The following is a 16,361-nucleotide window of genomic DNA, read 5'->3' as shown; positions in this document are numbered from 1 at the left end:
TCATATGGCAGCTGGTAAGGAAATCCGCGGCAAGATCAAATCGGTGGAAAACACCAAGAAGATCACCAAGGCCATGGAAATGGTCTCGGTTTCCAAGATGCGCAAGGCGCAAGAGCGCATGCGTGCCGCCCGCCCCTACAGCGAGAAGATCCGCAACATTGCGGCCAACCTCGGCAAGGCGAACCCCGAGTACACGCACGCATTCATGAAGAAGAGCGACGCCAAGGCGATCGGCTTCATCATCGTGACGAGCGACAAGGGTCTGTGCGGTGGCTTGAACACCAACCTGCTGCGCGCCGTGACGATCAAGCTGCGCGAAGCGCAGGCCGCTGGCGTGGCCATCGAGTCGGTCGCCATCGGCAGCAAGGGCCTCGGCTTCCTGAACCGCATCGGCGCCCGCGTGGTCGCGCACGTCACCCACCTGGGTGACACGCCCCACCTGGACAAGCTCATCGGCCCGGTCAAGACGCTGCTCGACGCTTACGCGGAAGGCAAGCTCTCGGCCGTGTACCTGTGCTACACGAAGTTCATCAACACGATCAAGCAGGAGCCGCTCGTCGAGCAGCTGCTGCCGCTGGCTGCAGACTCGCTCAAGGTCGAGGAAGGCCAGCATTCGTGGGACTACATCTACGAGCCCGATGCGCAAAGCGTGATCGACGAGCTGCTGGTTCGCTATGTGGAGTCGCTGGTCTACCAGGCCGTGGCCGAGAACATGGCGTCCGAGCATTCGGCGCGGATGGTGGCCATGAAGGCTGCCACCGACAATGCAGGCAACGTGATCAGCGAGCTGAAGTTGGTCTACAACAAGACCCGCCAAGCCGGCATCACGAAAGAGCTGTCGGAAATCGTGTCGGGCGCAGCGGCGGCCGCCGGGGTTTGAGTTTGATCAAGGCGATGCAACGGGCCACATTGCCGAACGGGCGCGCGCTGCGCGTCCGATAACACAGGCCTATTTTTTAGGGGACTTTGCGCACATGAAGAAACTTCTCGTTCTGGTGGCTGTTGCTGCCGCTCTGACTGCTTGCTCCAAGAAGGAAGAAGCGCCCGCTGCTGCTCCGGCTCCTGCCGCTGCACCTGCTGCGCCCGCTCCTGCCGCTCCGGCATCGGCGCCGGCCGCCGCAGCACCTGCTGCTGCAGCCCCGACGGCATCGGCCGCGGACCTGCCACAAGAGTGCAACGACTACCTGGCGAAGGTTCAGACCTGCGTGGGCGCACAAAGCGGCGCTGCCGCCGATGCGATGAAGGCCAGCCTCGACCAGACCAAGGCCACCTGGGCTTCGATGGGCGCCGACAAGGCGGCCCTGGGCCAGGCTTGCAAGGCCGCTTCGGACGCTTTCGCTGCACAAGCGACGGCCATGAAGTGCTGATCTGAACTGAAGCATTAGTTCTCAAGGGTGCCGGCCCGTCCGGCATTCTTGCAAAAGCGGCCCGTTTTGGCACCAGGACGCTTCTGCAAGAACCTGTCGCAAATTTATTGAGATCCATCCAGAAGGAAACGCCATGGCTGAAGGAAAAATTGTCCAATGTATCGGCGCCGTGGTCGACGTGGAGTTCCCGCGTGACCAGATGCCCAAGGTGTATGACGCCTTGAAATTCGAAGGCGGCGGACTGACCCTCGAAGTTCAGCAGCTGCTGGGCGACGGCGTGGTGCGCACCATCGCGCTGGGTTCGTCCGACGGCCTGCGTCGCGGCCTGATCGTGACCAACACCGGTGCCGCCATCACGGTGCCCGTCGGCAAGGCCACGCTCGGTCGCATCATGGACGTGCTCGGCCGTCCGATCGACGAGCGCGGCGAAGTGAGCCAGGAGCTCACCGCCTCCATCCACCGCAAGGCCCCTGCGTACGACGAACTGTCGCCTTCGCAAGACCTGCTGGAAACCGGCATCAAGGTGATCGACCTGGTATGCCCGTTCGCCAAGGGCGGCAAGGTGGGCCTGTTCGGCGGCGCCGGCGTGGGCAAGACCGTGAACATGATGGAACTCATCAACAACATCGCCAAGGCTCACTCGGGTCTGTCGGTGTTCGCCGGTGTGGGTGAACGTACCCGCGAAGGCAACGACTTCTATCACGAGATGGCCGACTCCGGCGTGGTGAACCTGGACAACCTGCCCGAGTCGAAGGTGGCCATGGTCTACGGCCAGATGAACGAACCCCCGGGCAACCGTCTGCGCGTGGCGCTGACCGGCCTGACCATCGCCGAGTCGTTCCGCGACGAAGGCCGTGACGTGCTGTTCTTCGTGGACAACATCTACCGCTACACGCTGGCCGGTACCGAAGTGTCGGCGCTGCTGGGCCGTATGCCTTCCGCCGTGGGCTACCAGCCCACCTTGGCCGAGGAAATGGGTCGCCTGCAAGAGCGGATCACCTCGACCAAGGTCGGCTCGATCACCTCGATCCAGGCCGTGTACGTGCCGGCGGATGACTTGACCGACCCGTCGCCCGCCACCACCTTCGCCCACTTGGACTCGACCGTGGTGCTGTCGCGTGACATCGCTTCGCTCGGTATCTACCCCGCCGTGGACCCGCTGGACTCGACCTCGCGTCAGCTCGACCCGAACGTGGTCGGCGAAGAGCACTACAACGTGGCCCGCGCCGTGCAAGGCACGCTGCAGCGCTACAAGGAACTGCGCGACATCATCGCGATTCTGGGCATGGACGAACTGGCTCCCGACGACAAGCTCGCCGTGGCCCGCGCCCGCAAGATCCAGCGTTTCCTGTCGCAGCCGTTCCACGTGGCCGAAGTGTTCACGGGCTCGCCTGGCAAGTACGTGCCGCTGGCCGAAACCATCCGTGGTTTCAAGATGATCGTGAACGGCGAAGCCGACCACCTGCCGGAACAAGCGTTCTACATGGTTGGAACGATCGACGAAGCGTTCGAAAAAGCCAAGAAGGTCGCTTGAGGCGGCATAGATAGGAACTCAGATGGCAAACACCATTCACGTCGACGTGGTCAGCGCGGAAGAGTCGATCTTCTCGGGCGAAGCCAAGTTCGTCGCGCTGCCCGGTGAAGCCGGTGAGCTCGGCATCTATCCGCGCCACACCCCGCTGATCACGCGCATCCGCCCCGGTGCCGTGCGCATCGAAACGGCCGACGGCGGCGAAGAGTTCGTCTTCGTGGCCGGCGGCATTCTCGAAGTGCAGCCGAACGCCGTCACCGTGCTGTCCGACACCGCGATCCGCGGCAAGGACCTCGACGACGAAAAGGCGAATGTGGCCAAGGCCGCGGCCGAGGAAGCGCTGAAGAACGCGAAGAGCGACATCGACATCGCGATGGCGCAATCCGAACTGGCCGTGATGGCTGCGCAGATCGCTGCGCTGCGCAAGTACCGCCAGAAGAAGTAAGTAAGCAAGCAAGCGCGCCAGCGCTTCTTCCCAGGAAAAGCCGCCTTCGGGCGGCTTTTTTGCGTCTGGATGCAGGCTTCGAGCCATCTTCGATCTGAACTTGGTCGAAGTTCGACCTTGTCCGGCTGAAGACCTGCCCCTAGTATTCGCGTTCGCCCGACAGCCCCAGGCTGCGGAGCAGGCAAAAAGAACACGGAGACAAGCGCGTGGCACCCTGGAGTGGCATCACTGCTCATGAGATGCAGTTGCTGGAAACGACCTTCTGGTCGGCCGGCGGCTCGCGCCACGCCATGGCCGAACAGCTCGGCTTCTCCAAGAGCAAGGCCAATGCGCTGATCGCCGGGCTCGTCGACCAGGGGCTGCTGGCCGAAGCCGGCCTGCAGCGCTCTTCGGGCGGACGCCGTGCCGAAAACCTTCAATTGCATGCCGGCCTCGGCGTGCTCATCGGCATCGACATCGGCGCCACCAGCCTCGACGTCGCGGTGCTGCGCCCCGACCTCACCGTGCTCGCGCAGCACGACGAACCGGCCGACGTGCGCGACGGCCCCGCGGTCGTCCTGGCCCGCGTGCGCACGCTGATGCGCGAACTGCTCGCCCGCTGCGGCCACAGCGCGAAGAGCGTGCTGGGCATCGGCATCGGGGTACCGGGCCCCGTCAACTTCGAGATCGGCCAACTGGTGAACCCGCCGCTCATGCCGGCGTGGGACAGCTTCTCGATCCGCGACTATCTGCGCGAGGACTACGCCGCCCCCGTCTTCGTCGACAACGACGTGAACCTCATGGCGCTCGGCGAACTGTGGCGCCTGAAGCGCTCGCTCACCAATTTCCTCGTCATCAAGATCGGCACCGGCATCGGCTGCGGCATCGTCTGCCACGGCGAGGTGTACCGCGGCGCCGCGGGCTCGGCCGGTGACGTGGGCCACATCTGCGTCGACCAGGCGGGCCCGCTCTGCCACTGCGGCAACCTCGGCTGCGTCGAGGCGATGGCAGCCGGTCCGGCGATCACGCGCATGGCGATGCAGGCGGCCGAGGCGGGCGAAAGCGAGGTGCTGGCCGAATGCCTGCGCGTGCACGGCCGCATCGACGCCATCGACGTGGGCCAGGCCAGCCGCGGCGGCGATACCGCGGCCAACGGCATCATCCAGCGAGCGGGCAGCCTGATCGGGCAGATGCTCGCGTCGGTCGTCAATTTCTTCAACCCGTCGCATGTGTTCATCGGCGGCGGCATCACGCGCATCGGGCCGCTGTTTCTCGCGGCCGTGCGGCAGAGCGTGTACCAGCGCTCGCTGGCGCTCTCCACGCGGCACCTGGAGATCCAGTACACGCCGCTCGGCACGCAAGGCGGCCTCGTCGGCGCCGGCGTGCTCGCGATGCACGAGACCCTCAAAGTTCGCGGAGTGGCGCCATGAGCGGAGCAGAGAACCCCAAGGGCAGCGTCGCCGTCGAGTTCGACGGCGTGGTGAAGGCCTTCGGCCCGGTGCAGGTGCTGCACGGCGTGAGCTTCGCGCTCGCGCCCGGCCGCGTGTACGGCCTCCTCGGCGAGAACGGCGCGGGCAAGTCCACGCTGATGAAGATCCTTGCGGGCTACGAGTCGCTCACCGGCGGCGCGCTGCGCATCAACGGCCAGCCGCAGCAGTTCACCAGCTCGCGCGATGCGGAAGCGCTGGGCATCGTGCTGATCCACCAGGAGTTCAACCTTGCCGAAGACCTGAGCGTTGCGCAGAACATTTTCCTCGGCCATGAAAAGAAAAAGGGCTGGCTGCTCGACGACACCTCGATGGAGCGCGATGCCGCCGCAGCGCTCGCCGCCGTCGGCCTGCAGGTCGATCCGCGCACCAAGGTGCGCAAGCTCATCGTCGCCGAGAAGCAGCTTGTCGAGATCGCCAAGGCCATCGCCCGCCGCGCGCGCCTGCTCATCATGGACGAGCCCACCGCCACGCTCACGCCCGGCGAGACCGAGCGCCTGTTCAAGCTCATCGCGCAGCTGCGCGCCGATGGCGTGACCATCGTCTACATCTCGCACAAGCTCGATGAGGTGGAGCAGGTGACCGACGAGGTGATCGTCATGCGCGACGGCCGCTTCGTCGCCCGCGCGCTCACGCCCGATGTCACGCGCCACCAGATGGCGAACCTGATGGTGGGCCGCGAACTCGCCGACCTCTACCCGCCGCGCGACCTCGTCGTCGCCGCCGATGCGCCGGCCATGCGCGTGCGCAACTTCACCGTGCCCGGCTGGGCGCAGGACGCGAGCTTCGAAGTGCGCCCCGGCGAGATCCTCGGCTTCGCAGGCCTCGTCGGCGCAGGCCGCACCGAACTCTTCGAAGGCCTGCTCGGCCTGCGCCCCGCGAGCGGCAGCGTCGAGATGCTCGGCAAGCCCGTGCCCCACAACAAGGGCTGGCGCAATCCGCGCGATGCCGCCAAGCACGGCCTCACGTACCTGAGCGAAGACCGCAAGGGCAAGGGCCTGCACGTCGACTTCGGCCTGCGCCAGAACCTCACGCTGATGGCGCTCGAGCGCTATGCCAAGCCTTGGCTGCAGCCCGAAGGCGAGCGCGGCGCATTGGCCGAGGCGGTGAAGGACTACGGCATCCGCACCGGCTCGCTCGATGTGAAGGCGTCGTCGCTCTCGGGCGGCAACCAGCAGAAGCTCGCGCTCGCCAAGGTGCTGCAGCCGCAGCCCAAGGTGGTGGTGCTCGACGAGCCCACGCGCGGCGTGGACGTGGGCGCCAAGCGCGACATCTATTTCCTGATCCAGCGACTCGCCCGCGAAGGGCTCGCGGTGATCGTCGTCTCGTCGGAGCTGATGGAACTGATCGGCCTGTGCCACCGCGTCGCGGTGATGCGCGCAGGCAAGCTGGTTGCCACGCTCGACGCGGACCATTTGACTGAAGAGGAGCTCATCGCTCATGCCACCGGAACAGCAAACTCCCCCGTCGCAGCAGCCTGAGGCGGCAGCAGCAGCAGCCGCGCACCGCAGCGAAGCCAAGCCGCGCTGGACCGAGCGCCTGCACGGCCTCGGCCCGGTCATCGGGCTCGTGCTGCTGTGCATCGCGGGCACGCTGCTCAACAGCGACTTCGCCACCGTCGACAACGCGATGAACGTGCTCACGCGCACGGCCTTCATCGGCATCATCGCGGTGGGCATGTGCTTCGTGATCATCTCGGGCGGCATCGACTTGTCGGTGGGTTCGATGGCCGCGCTCATTGCGGGCAGCGTGATCATGTTTATCAACTGGGCCGGCCCCGCCTCGGGCTCGCCGATGCTGGCGGTGGTGATGGGCGCGGTGCTGGCCATCGTGCTGGGCGCGGTGTTCGGCCTCGCGCACGGCCTGTTGATCACCAAGGGACGCATCGAGCCCTTCATCGTGACGCTCGGAACGCTGGGCATCTTTCGCGCGTACCTCACGTACTTTGCCGATGGCGGTGCGCTCACGCTCGACAACGAACTGTCGGACCTCTACGCGCCCGTGTACTACGCGAGCCTCGCGGGCATTCCGGTGCCGGTGTGGGTGTTCGTGATCGTCGCGATCATCGGCGGCGTGATCCTCAACCGCACGGCCTACGGGCGCTATGTGCAGGCCATCGGGTCGAACGAGCAGGTGGCGCGCTACGCGGCGGTGGACGTCGACCGCGTGAAGATCATGACCTACGTGCTGCTGGGCGTGTGCGTGGGCATCGCGACCCTGCTGTACGTGCCGCGCCTGGGCTCGGCGTCGCCGACCACGGGCCTCCTGTGGGAGCTCGAGGCGATCGCCGCGGTGATCGTCGGCGGCACGGCGCTCAAGGGCGGCGCGGGCAGCATCACCGGTACGGTGGTGGGCGCGATCCTGCTCTCCGTCATCAGCAATATCCTGAACCTCACTAGCATCATCAGCGTGTACCTGAATGCTGCCGTCCAGGGCTTCGTCATCATCATCGTCGCGTTCCTGCAGCGTGGACGCCGATGAAGGCCCCCCGGCTTTTCACTCGCTGCGCTCGTGTAACTCCACCCCCCGAGGGGGAGGCGCGGCCGGCTTGGGGCGGCCCGGCGCTCGGCCGCAAAAGTTTTTCCCGTTTCATTCCACCCACCAAGAGGAGACATCCAGCATGACAACTTTCACCCGTCGCATCGCACTCACGGCGGTCGCCGCCGCAGCGCTCGCGAGCCTGCCTGCGCTCGCCGCCGAAAAGGTGAACCTCGGCGTTTCGATTCCCGCGGCGACGCACAGCTTCATGGGCGGCATCAACTACTGGGCCAACCAGGCGAAGAAGGACCTGGAGAAGGAACACAAGGACCTGAAGATCACGATCAAGACCGCAGCCAACGCGCCCGAACAGGCCAACCAGCTGCAGGACTTGTCGACGGTCACCAAGATCAACGCGCTGGTCGTGTTCCCGTTCGAATCGGCCGCGCTGACCAAGCCGGTCGCGCAGGTCAAGGCCAAGGGCGCGTACGTCACCGTGGTCGATCGCGGCCTTACCGACACCAGTGCGCAGGATGCGTACGTGGCCGGCGACAACACCGCCTTCGGCAAGATCCCCGCCGAATACATCGTGAAGACGCTCGGCGGCAAGGGCAACGTGGTCGCGCTGCGCGGCATTGCCACCACGCTGGACAACGAGCGCATGGATGCCTTCAACGCGGTGTTGAAGGGCAGCCCCGACATCAAGCTGCTCGATGCCAAGTACGCCAACTGGAACCGCGACGACGCCTTCAAGGTCACGCAGGACTACCTCACGCGCTTCAAGCAGATCGATGCGATCTGGGCGGCCGACGACGACATGGCCGTGGGCGTGCTCAAGGCCATCGAGCAGGCCAAGCGCGACGACATCAAGATCGTGTTCGGCGGCGCGGGCGCCAAGGGCATGGTCAAGACCATCATGGATGGCAAGGACAAGCGCATCGGTGCCGACGTGAGCTACTCGCCCAAATTCATCTACGACGCGATCAAGCTCACCGCCGAAGCGCGCCTGAAGGGCGAGAAGCTGCCCGCGACGACGATCATTCCTTCGGTGCTGATCACCAAGGAAAACGCCAAGGACTTCTACCACCCGAACTCGCCTTTCTGAACGGGGCTGCCTCGCTCCCTCTCCCCTCGGGGAGAGGGAACAGTTTCCAGGAACGCTTCGACATGACCGATACAACACTTCGCAAGCTCCGCTACGCCATGGTCGGCGGCGGCCGCGACGCCTTCATCGGCGCCGTGCACCGCAAGGCCATGGCGCTGGACGGCCAGATCGAATTCGTCGCGGGCGCGCTCTCGTCGAGTCCCGACAAGGCGCGCGCCTCGGGCCGCGACCTGGGCCTGGCCGACGACCGCAACCACGGCGACTGGCAGACGCTGCTGGCTGACGAACTGAAACGCCCGGCGGACGAGCGCATCGACTTCGTCTCGATCGTCACGCCGAACCACGTGCACTTTCCGGTCGCGCAGGCGTTCGCCGATGCGGGCTTTCACGTCGTGTGCGACAAGCCGCTGGTGCACACGCGCGACCAGGCCGATGCGCTGGTCGCCACCGTCGCGAAGCAGGGCACGATGTTCGGCGTCACCTACAACTACACCGGCTACCCGATGGTGCGGCAGGCGCGCGAGATGGTGCGCTCGGGCCAACTCGGCGACATCCGCAAGATCGTCGTCGAATACAACCAGGGCTGGCTCGCGAGCCACGTCGAGGGCAGCGGCAGCAACAAGCAGGCCGACTGGCGCACCGACCCCGCGCGCAGCGGCGCGGCCGGCGCCATCGGCGACATCGGCTCGCATGCCGAGAACCTCGTCGCGAGCATCACGGGCCTCGAAATCGAAAGCCTCTGCGCCGACCTCACCGCGCACGTGCCGGGCCGCATGCTCGACGATGACGGCAGCCTGCTGCTGCGCTTCAAGGGCGGTGCGCGCGGTGTGCTGATTGCCTCGCAGATCAGCACCGGTCTCGAGAACGACCTGCGCCTGCGCATCTCGGGCGCGCTCGGCACGCTCGAATGGCACCAGGAGCAGCCGAGCCAGCTGGTGCACCTGCCGCACGACGGGCCCAAGCGCATCTTCACGCGCGGCGGGCCGTGGCTGTGCGAAGCGGCGCGGCGCGCGAGCCGGCTGCCGACGGGGCATCCCGAAGGCTTCATCGAGGCTTTCGCCAACATCTACGCAGGCGTGGCGGCGGACATCCGCGCGCGGCTCGCGGGGCAGCCGGCCGATCCGCTCGCGGCGGACTATCCGCGCGTGGAAGACGGCGCGCGCGGCGTGCGCTTCATCGAGCGCACGGTGGCGTCGGCCCAAAGCGAATTAAAGTGGACGCCCTGGTGATGCGCCGGCCTCGCACCCGCGAGGCCATGCCGCGCTGCCATCGGCATCCATGACGCATTCCCCTTTGGACGAATCCTCTTCCATGCAATGGCTGCGCGCCCTGTGGCTGCGCTGCAAGACGCTGTGGCCGCTGAAGCTGGTCGGCAACACGGTCGCCACCATCGGCTTCTTTCCGCTGTACTTCTGGATCATGAAGAACGCGGGCCAGGCGTGGGTGCTGCCGCTCACCGCCTTCGACCGGCTGATCGCGTTCTGGCCGGCGGTGCTGCCCATCTATCTCTCGCTCTGGGGCTACATCGCGCTGCCGGTGCTGCTGGCCAAAGACAAGCGCGAGCTGTGGAGCTTCTCGTTCGGCTGCGCGGCCATGACGGCGCTTGCGCTGGTCGTCTTCTGGTTCATGCCCACGGCGATCCCGAACTTCACCATCGATGCCACGCCGGGCACCTCGCTGCATTTCCTGAAGACGGTCGACTCGGCAGGCAACGCCTTCCCGTCGCTGCACGTGTCGTTCTCGGTGTTCGCCTGCATCGTGCTCGCGCGCCAGTTGCGCGACGCCGGCGCGCCCGCATGGCTGCGCCTCTTCAACGTGGCATGGGCCGTGGCCATCGTGTATTCGACGATGGCGGTGCGCCAGCATGTGCTGATCGACGTGCTCGGCGGGCTGGCGCTGGGCCTCGCGCTCGGCTTCGTCTCGCGCGAGCGCGGCGTGGCCATGCAGCCCGTGGGCGCGCGCGCGGTGTAGGCCGGCCGTTGTATTTGCCGGGCGTGCCGCCTGCGGTACAACCTGCCATCGTCTTTCATCCGATGCAGGAGCCCTCATGAAGATTTGTTCGTCCGTTGCCGCTGCCTGCATGGTGGCCGCCGGCCTTGGCGCCGGCGCCGCCTTCGCCCTCGACTACCCCGCGCGCAAACCGGGCCTCTGGGAAATGCAGACCAGCGACGGACCCGGCAGCAAGGGGAGCCCCCAGGCCATCCAGCAATGCATCGACGCCGCCACCGACAAGATGCTGCGCGACATGGGCCAGGGCATGGGCAAGGACATGTGCGCCAAGCAGGACATGCGCATGGAGGGCGGCAAGCTGGTGATCGACTCGGTCTGCAAGATCGGCCAGACCACGGCCACTTCGCAGGCCGTGATGACCGGTGACCTCAGCACGGCCTACCGCCTGGAGAGCAAGTCCACCTACAGCCCGCCGCTCATGGGCCGCGCCGGTGCCACCACCGTCGTGGAGGCCCGCTGGGTCGGCCCCTGCAAGCCCGACCAGAAGCCAGGGGACATGGTGATGAACGGCATGAAGATGAACGTGAACGACATGATGGGCGCGCGCGGCAAGAAGTAGCAGGCAAGTAGGCGCCGGCCCACACCGCTTCGCGGTCGCCGTTCGGCAGCGCGGCCGCCCGCTCCAGCCTACGATGGCGGCCATGCCCGACAAGGTGGATCTCGTCGTCGCCCGGCCCGAGGGCCTGTATTGCCCGCCCGGCGATTTCTACATCGACCCGTGGCGGCCGGTGGCGCGCGCGGTCATCACGCACGCGCATTCCGACCACGCCCGCATCGGCCACGCGCATTACCTCGCGCACACCGACAGCGCCGGCACGCTGCGCACGCGGCTGGGTGCCGACATCGACCTGCAGACGCTGCCTTACGGCGAGGTCATCGAGCACCACGGCGTGCGACTCTCGCTGCACCCGGCCGGCCATGTGCTGGGCTCGGCGCAGGTGCGGCTCGAACACGGCGGCCGCGTGTGGGTGGCCTCGGGCGACTACAAGACCGAGCCCGATGGCACCTGCACACCCTTCGAGCCCGTGCCCTGCGACACCTTCATCACCGAATCGACCTTCGGCCTGCCGATCTACCGCTGGCCCACGCAGGCCGTGCTGTTCGCTGAGATCGACGCGTGGTGGCGCGCCAATGCGGAAGCCGGCCGCGCGTCGGTGCTGTTCTGCTATGCCTTCGGCAAGGCGCAGCGCATCCTGCACGGGGTCGATGCGTCGGTCGGGCCGATCGTCGTTCATGGCGCGGTCGAGCCGCTCAACGCGGTGTACCGGGCGGCGGGCGTGGTGCTGCCGGAAACGGTGCGTGTCACCGATCCCGGTGTCGATGCGGCACTGCTGAAGCGCTCCCTTGTGCTCGCACCGCCGTCCGCGCAGGGCACGCCTTGGATGAAGCGCTTCGGCAACTACGCCGATGCCTTCGCGAGCGGCTGGATGCAACTGCGCGGCACGCGGCGCCGGCGCGGCGTGGACCGCGGCTTCGTCATGTCCGACCACGCCGACTGGCCTGGCCTGCAGCAGGCCATTGCGGGCACGGGCGCCGAGCGCGTGTTCGTCACGCACGGCAGCGTGCAGGTGATGGTGCGATGGCTCACGGAGAACGGGCTCGACGCGCAGGGCTTCAAGACCGAGTACGGCGACGAGGACGACCAGGAGGCCCCGGCCGCGGAACTCGCCGCTGGCGAGGAGCAGGCGAAGTGAAGGACTTCGCCGCGCTCTACCGAGAGCTCGACGCGAGCACGTCGAACCTCGTGAAGCAGGCCGCGCTACAGCGCTACCTGCGCAACGCCGACGCGGCCGATGCCGCATGGGCCGTCTACTTCCTAGCGGGCGGCAAGCCGCGCCAGCTCGTGCCCACCAAGCTGCTGCGCCTCCTCGCGCAGGAAGCCGCGGGCCTGCCCGAGTGGCTGTTCGACGAGAGCTACGACGCGGTCGGCGATCTTGCCGAGACCATCGCGCTCCTGCTGCCGCCGCCGAGCGAAGTGCACGACCTCGGGCTCGCGGCCTGGGTCGAGCAGCACCTGCTGCCGCTGCGCGAGGCCGCGAAGACCGCACCGGAAGAACTGGCGGACCGACTGCGCGCGCAGTGGCGTCAGCTCGCGGCCGAGGAGCGGCTGGTGTACTTCAAGCTCATCACGGGCGCGTTCCGTGTCGGCGTGTCGAAGCTGCAGGTCACGCAGGCGCTCGCGGCCGTGGGCGGCATCGATGCCAAGCGCGTCGCACAGCGGCTGATGGGCTACACGCACATCGGCGCGCGGCCGCGAGCGGGCGACTACGCGACGCTGATCGCGCCCGAGTCCGATGCCGAGCAGGTGCAGAAGACCAGCGGGCAACCGTACCCGTTCTTCCTCGCGCACCCGTTCAACATTCCGCTCGAACAGTTCGATGCGGTGCTGGGCCCGCCGGTCGACTGGATCGTGGAATGGAAGTGGGACGGCATCCGCGCACAACTCGTCAAGCGCGCGGGCGTGGTGTGGCTGTGGTCGCGCGGCGAGGAACTGGTGACCGACCGCTTCCCCGAACTCGCGGTGCTCGGCGAGGCGCTGCCCGACGGCACGGTGCTCGACGGCGAAATCGCCGTGTGGCGTGAAGACAAGGTGCAGCCCTTCGCCGAACTGCAGAAGCGCATCGGCCGCAAGACGCTCGGCGCCAAGCTGCTGCGCGACATCCCCGTGGTGCTGCTGGCCTACGACCTGCTCGAATGGGAAGGGCGCGACCTGCGCGCAGAGCCTCAATCGGCGCGCCGCGTGCTGCTCGACGACCTCGTCACGCGCATGCAGCATCCGTCGCTGCTGCCCAGCCCGATGCTCACCGGCCTCGACTGGAGCGATCTCGCGCGGCAGCGCGAAGCGGCGCGCACCATGGGTGTCGAAGGAATGATGCTCAAGCGCCGCGACGCGCAGTACGGCGTGGGCCGCACGAAGGACGTGGGCGTGTGGTGGAAGTGGAAGATCGATCCGCTCAGCATCGATGCCGTGCTCATCTACGCGCAGCGCGGGCACGGCCGCCGCGCAAGCCTCTTCAGCGATTACACCTTCGCGGTGTGGGACGGCCCGCCGGAGCAGGAAGACCGCAAGCTCGTGCCGTTCGCCAAGGCGTACTCCGGCCTCACCGATGCGGAGATGGCGCGCGTGGACGCGATCATCCGCAAGACCACGGTCGAGAGCTTCGGGCCGGTGAAGAGCGTGAAGCCGACGCTGGTGTTCGAGCTGGGGTTCGAAGGCATCGCACGCAGTACGCGGCACAAGAGCGGCATCGCGGTGCGGTTTCCGCGCATGCTGCGTTGGCGGGAAGACAAGCCGGTGGCGGAAGCCGACACGCTGCAGACGCTGGCTGCGTTGCTGCCGTCATGAACAAGGCGGTGAAGGCGGCGCTCGATGCGTGGTTTGCCGCGCGGGAGTGGAAGCCGTTCAAGTTCCAGCGCGAAGTATGGAAGGCCGTTGCCGACGGCAAGTCCGGTATGCTGCATGCGACCACCGGCGCGGGCAAGACCTATGCGGTGTGGCTCGGCGCGCTGCAGGTCTTCTCGCAGGCGCGCAAGGAAACCGCACGGCCCGCCGCACCGCCGCTCACGGTGCTGTGGCTCACGCCCATGCGTGCGCTCGTTGCCGACACGCTGCGTGCGTTGAAGCAGCCGCTCGAAGCCCTCGGCGCCGAGGTGCATCCGTGGAGCGCCGGCGCGCGCAGCGGCGACACCTCGTCGGCCGAGCGCAGCGCGCAGAACGAACGGCTGCCGACCGTGCTCGTCACCACGCCCGAAAGCCTCTCGCTGTTGCTCGCACGCGCCGATGCCAGCGTTGTGCTGGGCCGCGTGAAGATGGTCGTCGTCGACGAGTGGCATGAGCTACTCGGCAACAAGCGCGGCGTGCAGGTGCAGCTCGCGCTCGCGCGGCTCAGGCGATGGAACCCGGGCCTCGCGGTCTGGGGGATGTCGGCCACGCTCGGCAATCTGCAGGAGGCGATGCGTTCGCTGCTGGGTAACGGCGATGGCGTGCTCGTGCAGGGCCAAGTGCCGAAGAAGCTTGTCATCGATTCGCTGCTGCCCGGCCGCGCCGAACGCTTTCCGTGGGGCGGTCACCTCGGCCTCACGATGCTGCCGCAGGTGATCGAGGAGATCGCCGCGAGCAGCACGACGCTGGTCTTCACCAACACGCGTTCACAGGCCGAGATCTGGTACCAGGCGATGCTCGAAGCCAGGCCCGAGTGGGCCGGCACCATTGCGCTGCACCACGGTTCGCTCGACCGCGCAGTGCGCGAATGGGTCGAGCTGGGTTTGAAGAGCGGCGAGCTCAAGGCAGTGGTGTGCACTTCGAGCCTGGACCTGGGCGTGGATTTCCTGCCGGTCGAGCGCGTGCTGCAGATCGGCTCGCCCAAGGGCGTGGCGCGGCTGCTGCAGCGCGCGGGCCGTTCGGGCCATGCGCCGGGGCGGCCGTCGCGCATCACCCTCGTGCCCACGCACAGCATCGAGATGGTGGAGGGCGCGGCCGCGCGCACCGCGATTGCAGAAGGACACATCGAGGCGCGCCATTCGCCCGACCAGCCGCTCGATGTGCTGGTGCAGCACCTGGTGACCGTGGCGCTCGGCGGTGGCTTCGTGCCCGACGATCTCTACGAGGAAGTGCGCGGTACAGCGGCCTATGCATCGCTCTCGCGCGAGAGCTGGCAGTGGTGCCTCGACTTCGTCTCGCAGGGCGGCCCGTCGCTTGCGGCGTACCCGGACTACAAGCGCGTCGTGCCCGATGCAGAGGGCGTGTGGCGCGTGCCCGATGCGCGGCTCGCGCGGCGCCATCGCATGAACATCGGCACCATCGTGAGCGATGCGAGCATGGCGGTGCAGTACTTGGGCGGCGCGAAGATCGGCAGCGTCGAAGAAGGTTTCGTCGCGCGCATGAAGCCGGGTGACTGCTTCCTGTTCGGCGGCCGCCTGCTCGAACTCGTGCGCATCCACGACATGACGGCGTGGGTGCGACGCGCCACCGGCAAGCGCGCCGCGGTGCCCCGCTGGAACGGCGGGCGCATGCCGCTGTCGAACACGCTGGCCGATGCGGTGGTGCAGCAGCTCGCGCGGGCGGGCGAGGCGCACTACGACTCGCCCGAGCTGCAGTGCGTGCGGCCGCTGCTCGAAATCCAGCAGCAGTGGTCGGCGCTTCCGACACCGCAGACGCTGCTCGCCGAGACGCTGAAGACGCGCGAGGGCTCGCATCTCTTTCTCTATCCGTTTGCCGGCCGGCACGTGCACCTGGGGCTTGCGAGCCTGCTGGCCTGGCGCGTCGCGCAGCACGAGGCGCGCACCTTCTCGATCGCCGTCAACGACTACGGCTTCGAACTGCTGAGTGCGACCGAGGTCGACTGGCCCGCGCTGCTGCCGCAGGTGCTGCGCCTGCCGGAAGGCGACGGCAACACCGACGCGCACACGGCGCTGCTGCACGAGGTGCTGGCCTCGCTCAACGCGGGCGAACTCGCGCAGCGGCGATTTCGCGAGATCGCGCGCGTCTCGGGGCTGATCTTCCAGGGCTATCCGGGCGAGAAGCGCAGCAGCCGGCAGCTGCAGGCGTCGTCGTCGTTGTTCTGGGAGGTGTTTCGCAAGTACGACCCGTCGAACAAGCTGCTGCTGCAGGCCGAGAAGGAACTGCTGTCGCAGGAGCTGGAAATCGGACGCCTGCGTGCGAGCCTGGAGCGCATGGCCACGCAGCAACTCGTGCTGAAGCCGCTCGAGCGGCCGACGCCGTTTTCGTTTCCGCTGATGGTCGAGCTGTTCCGCGAGAAGCTGTCGAACGAGAACGTGGCCGACCGCATCGCGCGCATGGTCGAGCAACTCGAAAAGGCCGCGGGCGGCGTGGTCACGGCCGGTGGTGTGGAGCGCGTGAAGAGCACGCTGGCGTTCGGGCAGGAGGGGCCAGGCAAGTCGCCGCCCAAGCCACGGCGCGAGCGGAGGCGGCCGTCAAGGCCGCTGCCGCCGCTGTGAG

The 16,361-nt window shown here is 67.3% G+C and carries 14 protein-coding genes; all 14 read left to right on the top strand.

What is annotated here, in order from left to right; genetic code table 11:
- Positions 1 to 4: 4 nt before the first annotated feature.
- A complete protein-coding gene (atpG, locus tag QFZ83_RS26005) occupies positions 5 to 880 on the top strand; it encodes a F0F1 ATP synthase subunit gamma (protein WP_280811931.1) in 876 nt (291 codons plus the stop codon).
- A gap of 94 nt (positions 881 to 974) precedes the next feature.
- Positions 975 to 1,367 (top strand): hypothetical protein, encoded by a 393-nt coding sequence (locus tag QFZ83_RS26000; RefSeq protein WP_307511200.1) that lies wholly within the window; start codon positions 975 to 977, stop codon positions 1,365 to 1,367.
- Positions 1,368 to 1,500: 133 nt separating this feature from the next.
- Entirely contained in the window at positions 1,501 to 2,901 is a 1,401-nt protein-coding gene (atpD, locus tag QFZ83_RS25995; protein WP_307511199.1) for a F0F1 ATP synthase subunit beta, read from the top strand.
- Positions 2,902 to 2,923: 22 nt separating this feature from the next.
- Positions 2,924 to 3,343: a F0F1 ATP synthase subunit epsilon gene (locus QFZ83_RS25990; protein WP_013543863.1), complete on the top strand. Its 420-nt coding sequence runs from the start codon at positions 2,924 to 2,926 to the stop codon at positions 3,341 to 3,343.
- 239 nt (positions 3,344 to 3,582) lie between these two features.
- A complete protein-coding gene (locus QFZ83_RS25985) occupies positions 3,583 to 4,752 on the top strand; it encodes an ROK family protein (protein ID WP_306882644.1) in 1,170 nt (389 codons plus the stop codon).
- Positions 4,749 to 6,290 (top strand): sugar ABC transporter ATP-binding protein, encoded by a 1,542-nt coding sequence (locus tag QFZ83_RS25980; RefSeq protein WP_307511197.1) that lies wholly within the window; start codon positions 4,749 to 4,751, stop codon positions 6,288 to 6,290. The genes QFZ83_RS25985 and QFZ83_RS25980 overlap by 4 nt, the downstream gene beginning before the upstream one ends.
- A complete protein-coding gene (locus QFZ83_RS25975) occupies positions 6,250 to 7,290 on the top strand; it encodes an ABC transporter permease (RefSeq protein WP_307511195.1) in 1,041 nt (346 codons plus the stop codon). The genes QFZ83_RS25980 and QFZ83_RS25975 overlap by 41 nt, the downstream gene beginning before the upstream one ends.
- 139 nt (positions 7,291 to 7,429) lie before the next feature.
- Complete coding sequence (locus tag QFZ83_RS25970; protein ID WP_306882566.1) at positions 7,430 to 8,392, top strand: substrate-binding domain-containing protein; 963 nt, start codon at positions 7,430 to 7,432, stop codon at positions 8,390 to 8,392.
- 62 nt (positions 8,393 to 8,454) lie between these two features.
- Entirely contained in the window at positions 8,455 to 9,621 is a 1,167-nt protein-coding gene (locus QFZ83_RS25965; protein WP_307511193.1) for a Gfo/Idh/MocA family protein, read from the top strand.
- A gap of 82 nt (positions 9,622 to 9,703) precedes the next feature.
- Entirely contained in the window at positions 9,704 to 10,363 is a 660-nt protein-coding gene (locus QFZ83_RS25960; RefSeq protein WP_307511191.1) for a phosphatase PAP2 family protein, read from the top strand.
- Between the two features lie 76 nt (positions 10,364 to 10,439).
- Positions 10,440 to 10,961, top strand: a complete 522-nt coding sequence (locus QFZ83_RS25955) for a DUF3617 family protein (protein WP_307511189.1) — start codon at positions 10,440 to 10,442, stop codon at positions 10,959 to 10,961.
- Positions 10,962 to 11,034: 73 nt separating this feature from the next.
- On the top strand, positions 11,035 to 12,096 hold the full coding sequence (locus QFZ83_RS25950; RefSeq protein WP_373425133.1) for a ligase-associated DNA damage response exonuclease: 1,062 nt from the start codon (positions 11,035 to 11,037) through the stop codon (positions 12,094 to 12,096).
- Entirely contained in the window at positions 12,093 to 13,748 is a 1,656-nt protein-coding gene (locus tag QFZ83_RS25945) for an ATP-dependent DNA ligase (RefSeq protein WP_307511187.1), read from the top strand. The genes QFZ83_RS25950 and QFZ83_RS25945 overlap by 4 nt, the downstream gene beginning before the upstream one ends.
- Positions 13,745 to 16,360, top strand: a complete 2,616-nt coding sequence (locus tag QFZ83_RS25940) for a ligase-associated DNA damage response DEXH box helicase (protein ID WP_307511185.1) — start codon at positions 13,745 to 13,747, stop codon at positions 16,358 to 16,360. Before QFZ83_RS25945 ends, QFZ83_RS25940 begins: the two co-directional genes overlap by 4 nt.
- Position 16,361 lies beyond the last annotated feature (1 nt).

The organism is Variovorax sp. W1I1 (assembly GCF_030815625.1).
In the GTDB taxonomy this organism is placed as follows: Bacteria; Pseudomonadota; Gammaproteobacteria; order Burkholderiales; family Burkholderiaceae_C; genus Variovorax; species Variovorax paradoxus_C.
This window is presented reverse-complemented; position numbering and strand designations above follow the sequence as displayed.

Coding starts and splice junctions, on each gene's coding strand:
- QFZ83_RS25980 (WP_307511197.1), top strand. CDS start 4,749: ATGAGCGGAGCAGAGAACCCCAAGGGCAGCGTCGCCGTCGAGTTCGAC.
- QFZ83_RS25960 (WP_307511191.1), top strand. CDS start 9,704: ATGCAATGGCTGCGCGCCCTGTGGCTGCGCTGCAAGACGCTGTGGCCG.
- QFZ83_RS25975 (WP_307511195.1), top strand. CDS start 6,250: ATGCCACCGGAACAGCAAACTCCCCCGTCGCAGCAGCCTGAGGCGGCA.
- QFZ83_RS26000 (WP_307511200.1), top strand. CDS start 975: ATGAAGAAACTTCTCGTTCTGGTGGCTGTTGCTGCCGCTCTGACTGCT.
- atpG (WP_280811931.1), top strand. CDS start 5: ATGGCAGCTGGTAAGGAAATCCGCGGCAAGATCAAATCGGTGGAAAAC.
- QFZ83_RS25965 (WP_307511193.1), top strand. CDS start 8,455: ATGACCGATACAACACTTCGCAAGCTCCGCTACGCCATGGTCGGCGGC.
- atpD (WP_307511199.1), top strand. CDS start 1,501: ATGGCTGAAGGAAAAATTGTCCAATGTATCGGCGCCGTGGTCGACGTG.
- QFZ83_RS25950 (WP_373425133.1), top strand. CDS start 11,035: ATGGCGGCCATGCCCGACAAGGTGGATCTCGTCGTCGCCCGGCCCGAG.
- QFZ83_RS25970 (WP_306882566.1), top strand. CDS start 7,430: ATGACAACTTTCACCCGTCGCATCGCACTCACGGCGGTCGCCGCCGCA.
- QFZ83_RS25955 (WP_307511189.1), top strand. CDS start 10,440: ATGAAGATTTGTTCGTCCGTTGCCGCTGCCTGCATGGTGGCCGCCGGC.
- QFZ83_RS25990 (WP_013543863.1), top strand. CDS start 2,924: ATGGCAAACACCATTCACGTCGACGTGGTCAGCGCGGAAGAGTCGATC.
- QFZ83_RS25985 (WP_306882644.1), top strand. CDS start 3,583: ATGCAGTTGCTGGAAACGACCTTCTGGTCGGCCGGCGGCTCGCGCCAC.
- QFZ83_RS25940 (WP_307511185.1), top strand. CDS start 13,745: ATGAACAAGGCGGTGAAGGCGGCGCTCGATGCGTGGTTTGCCGCGCGG.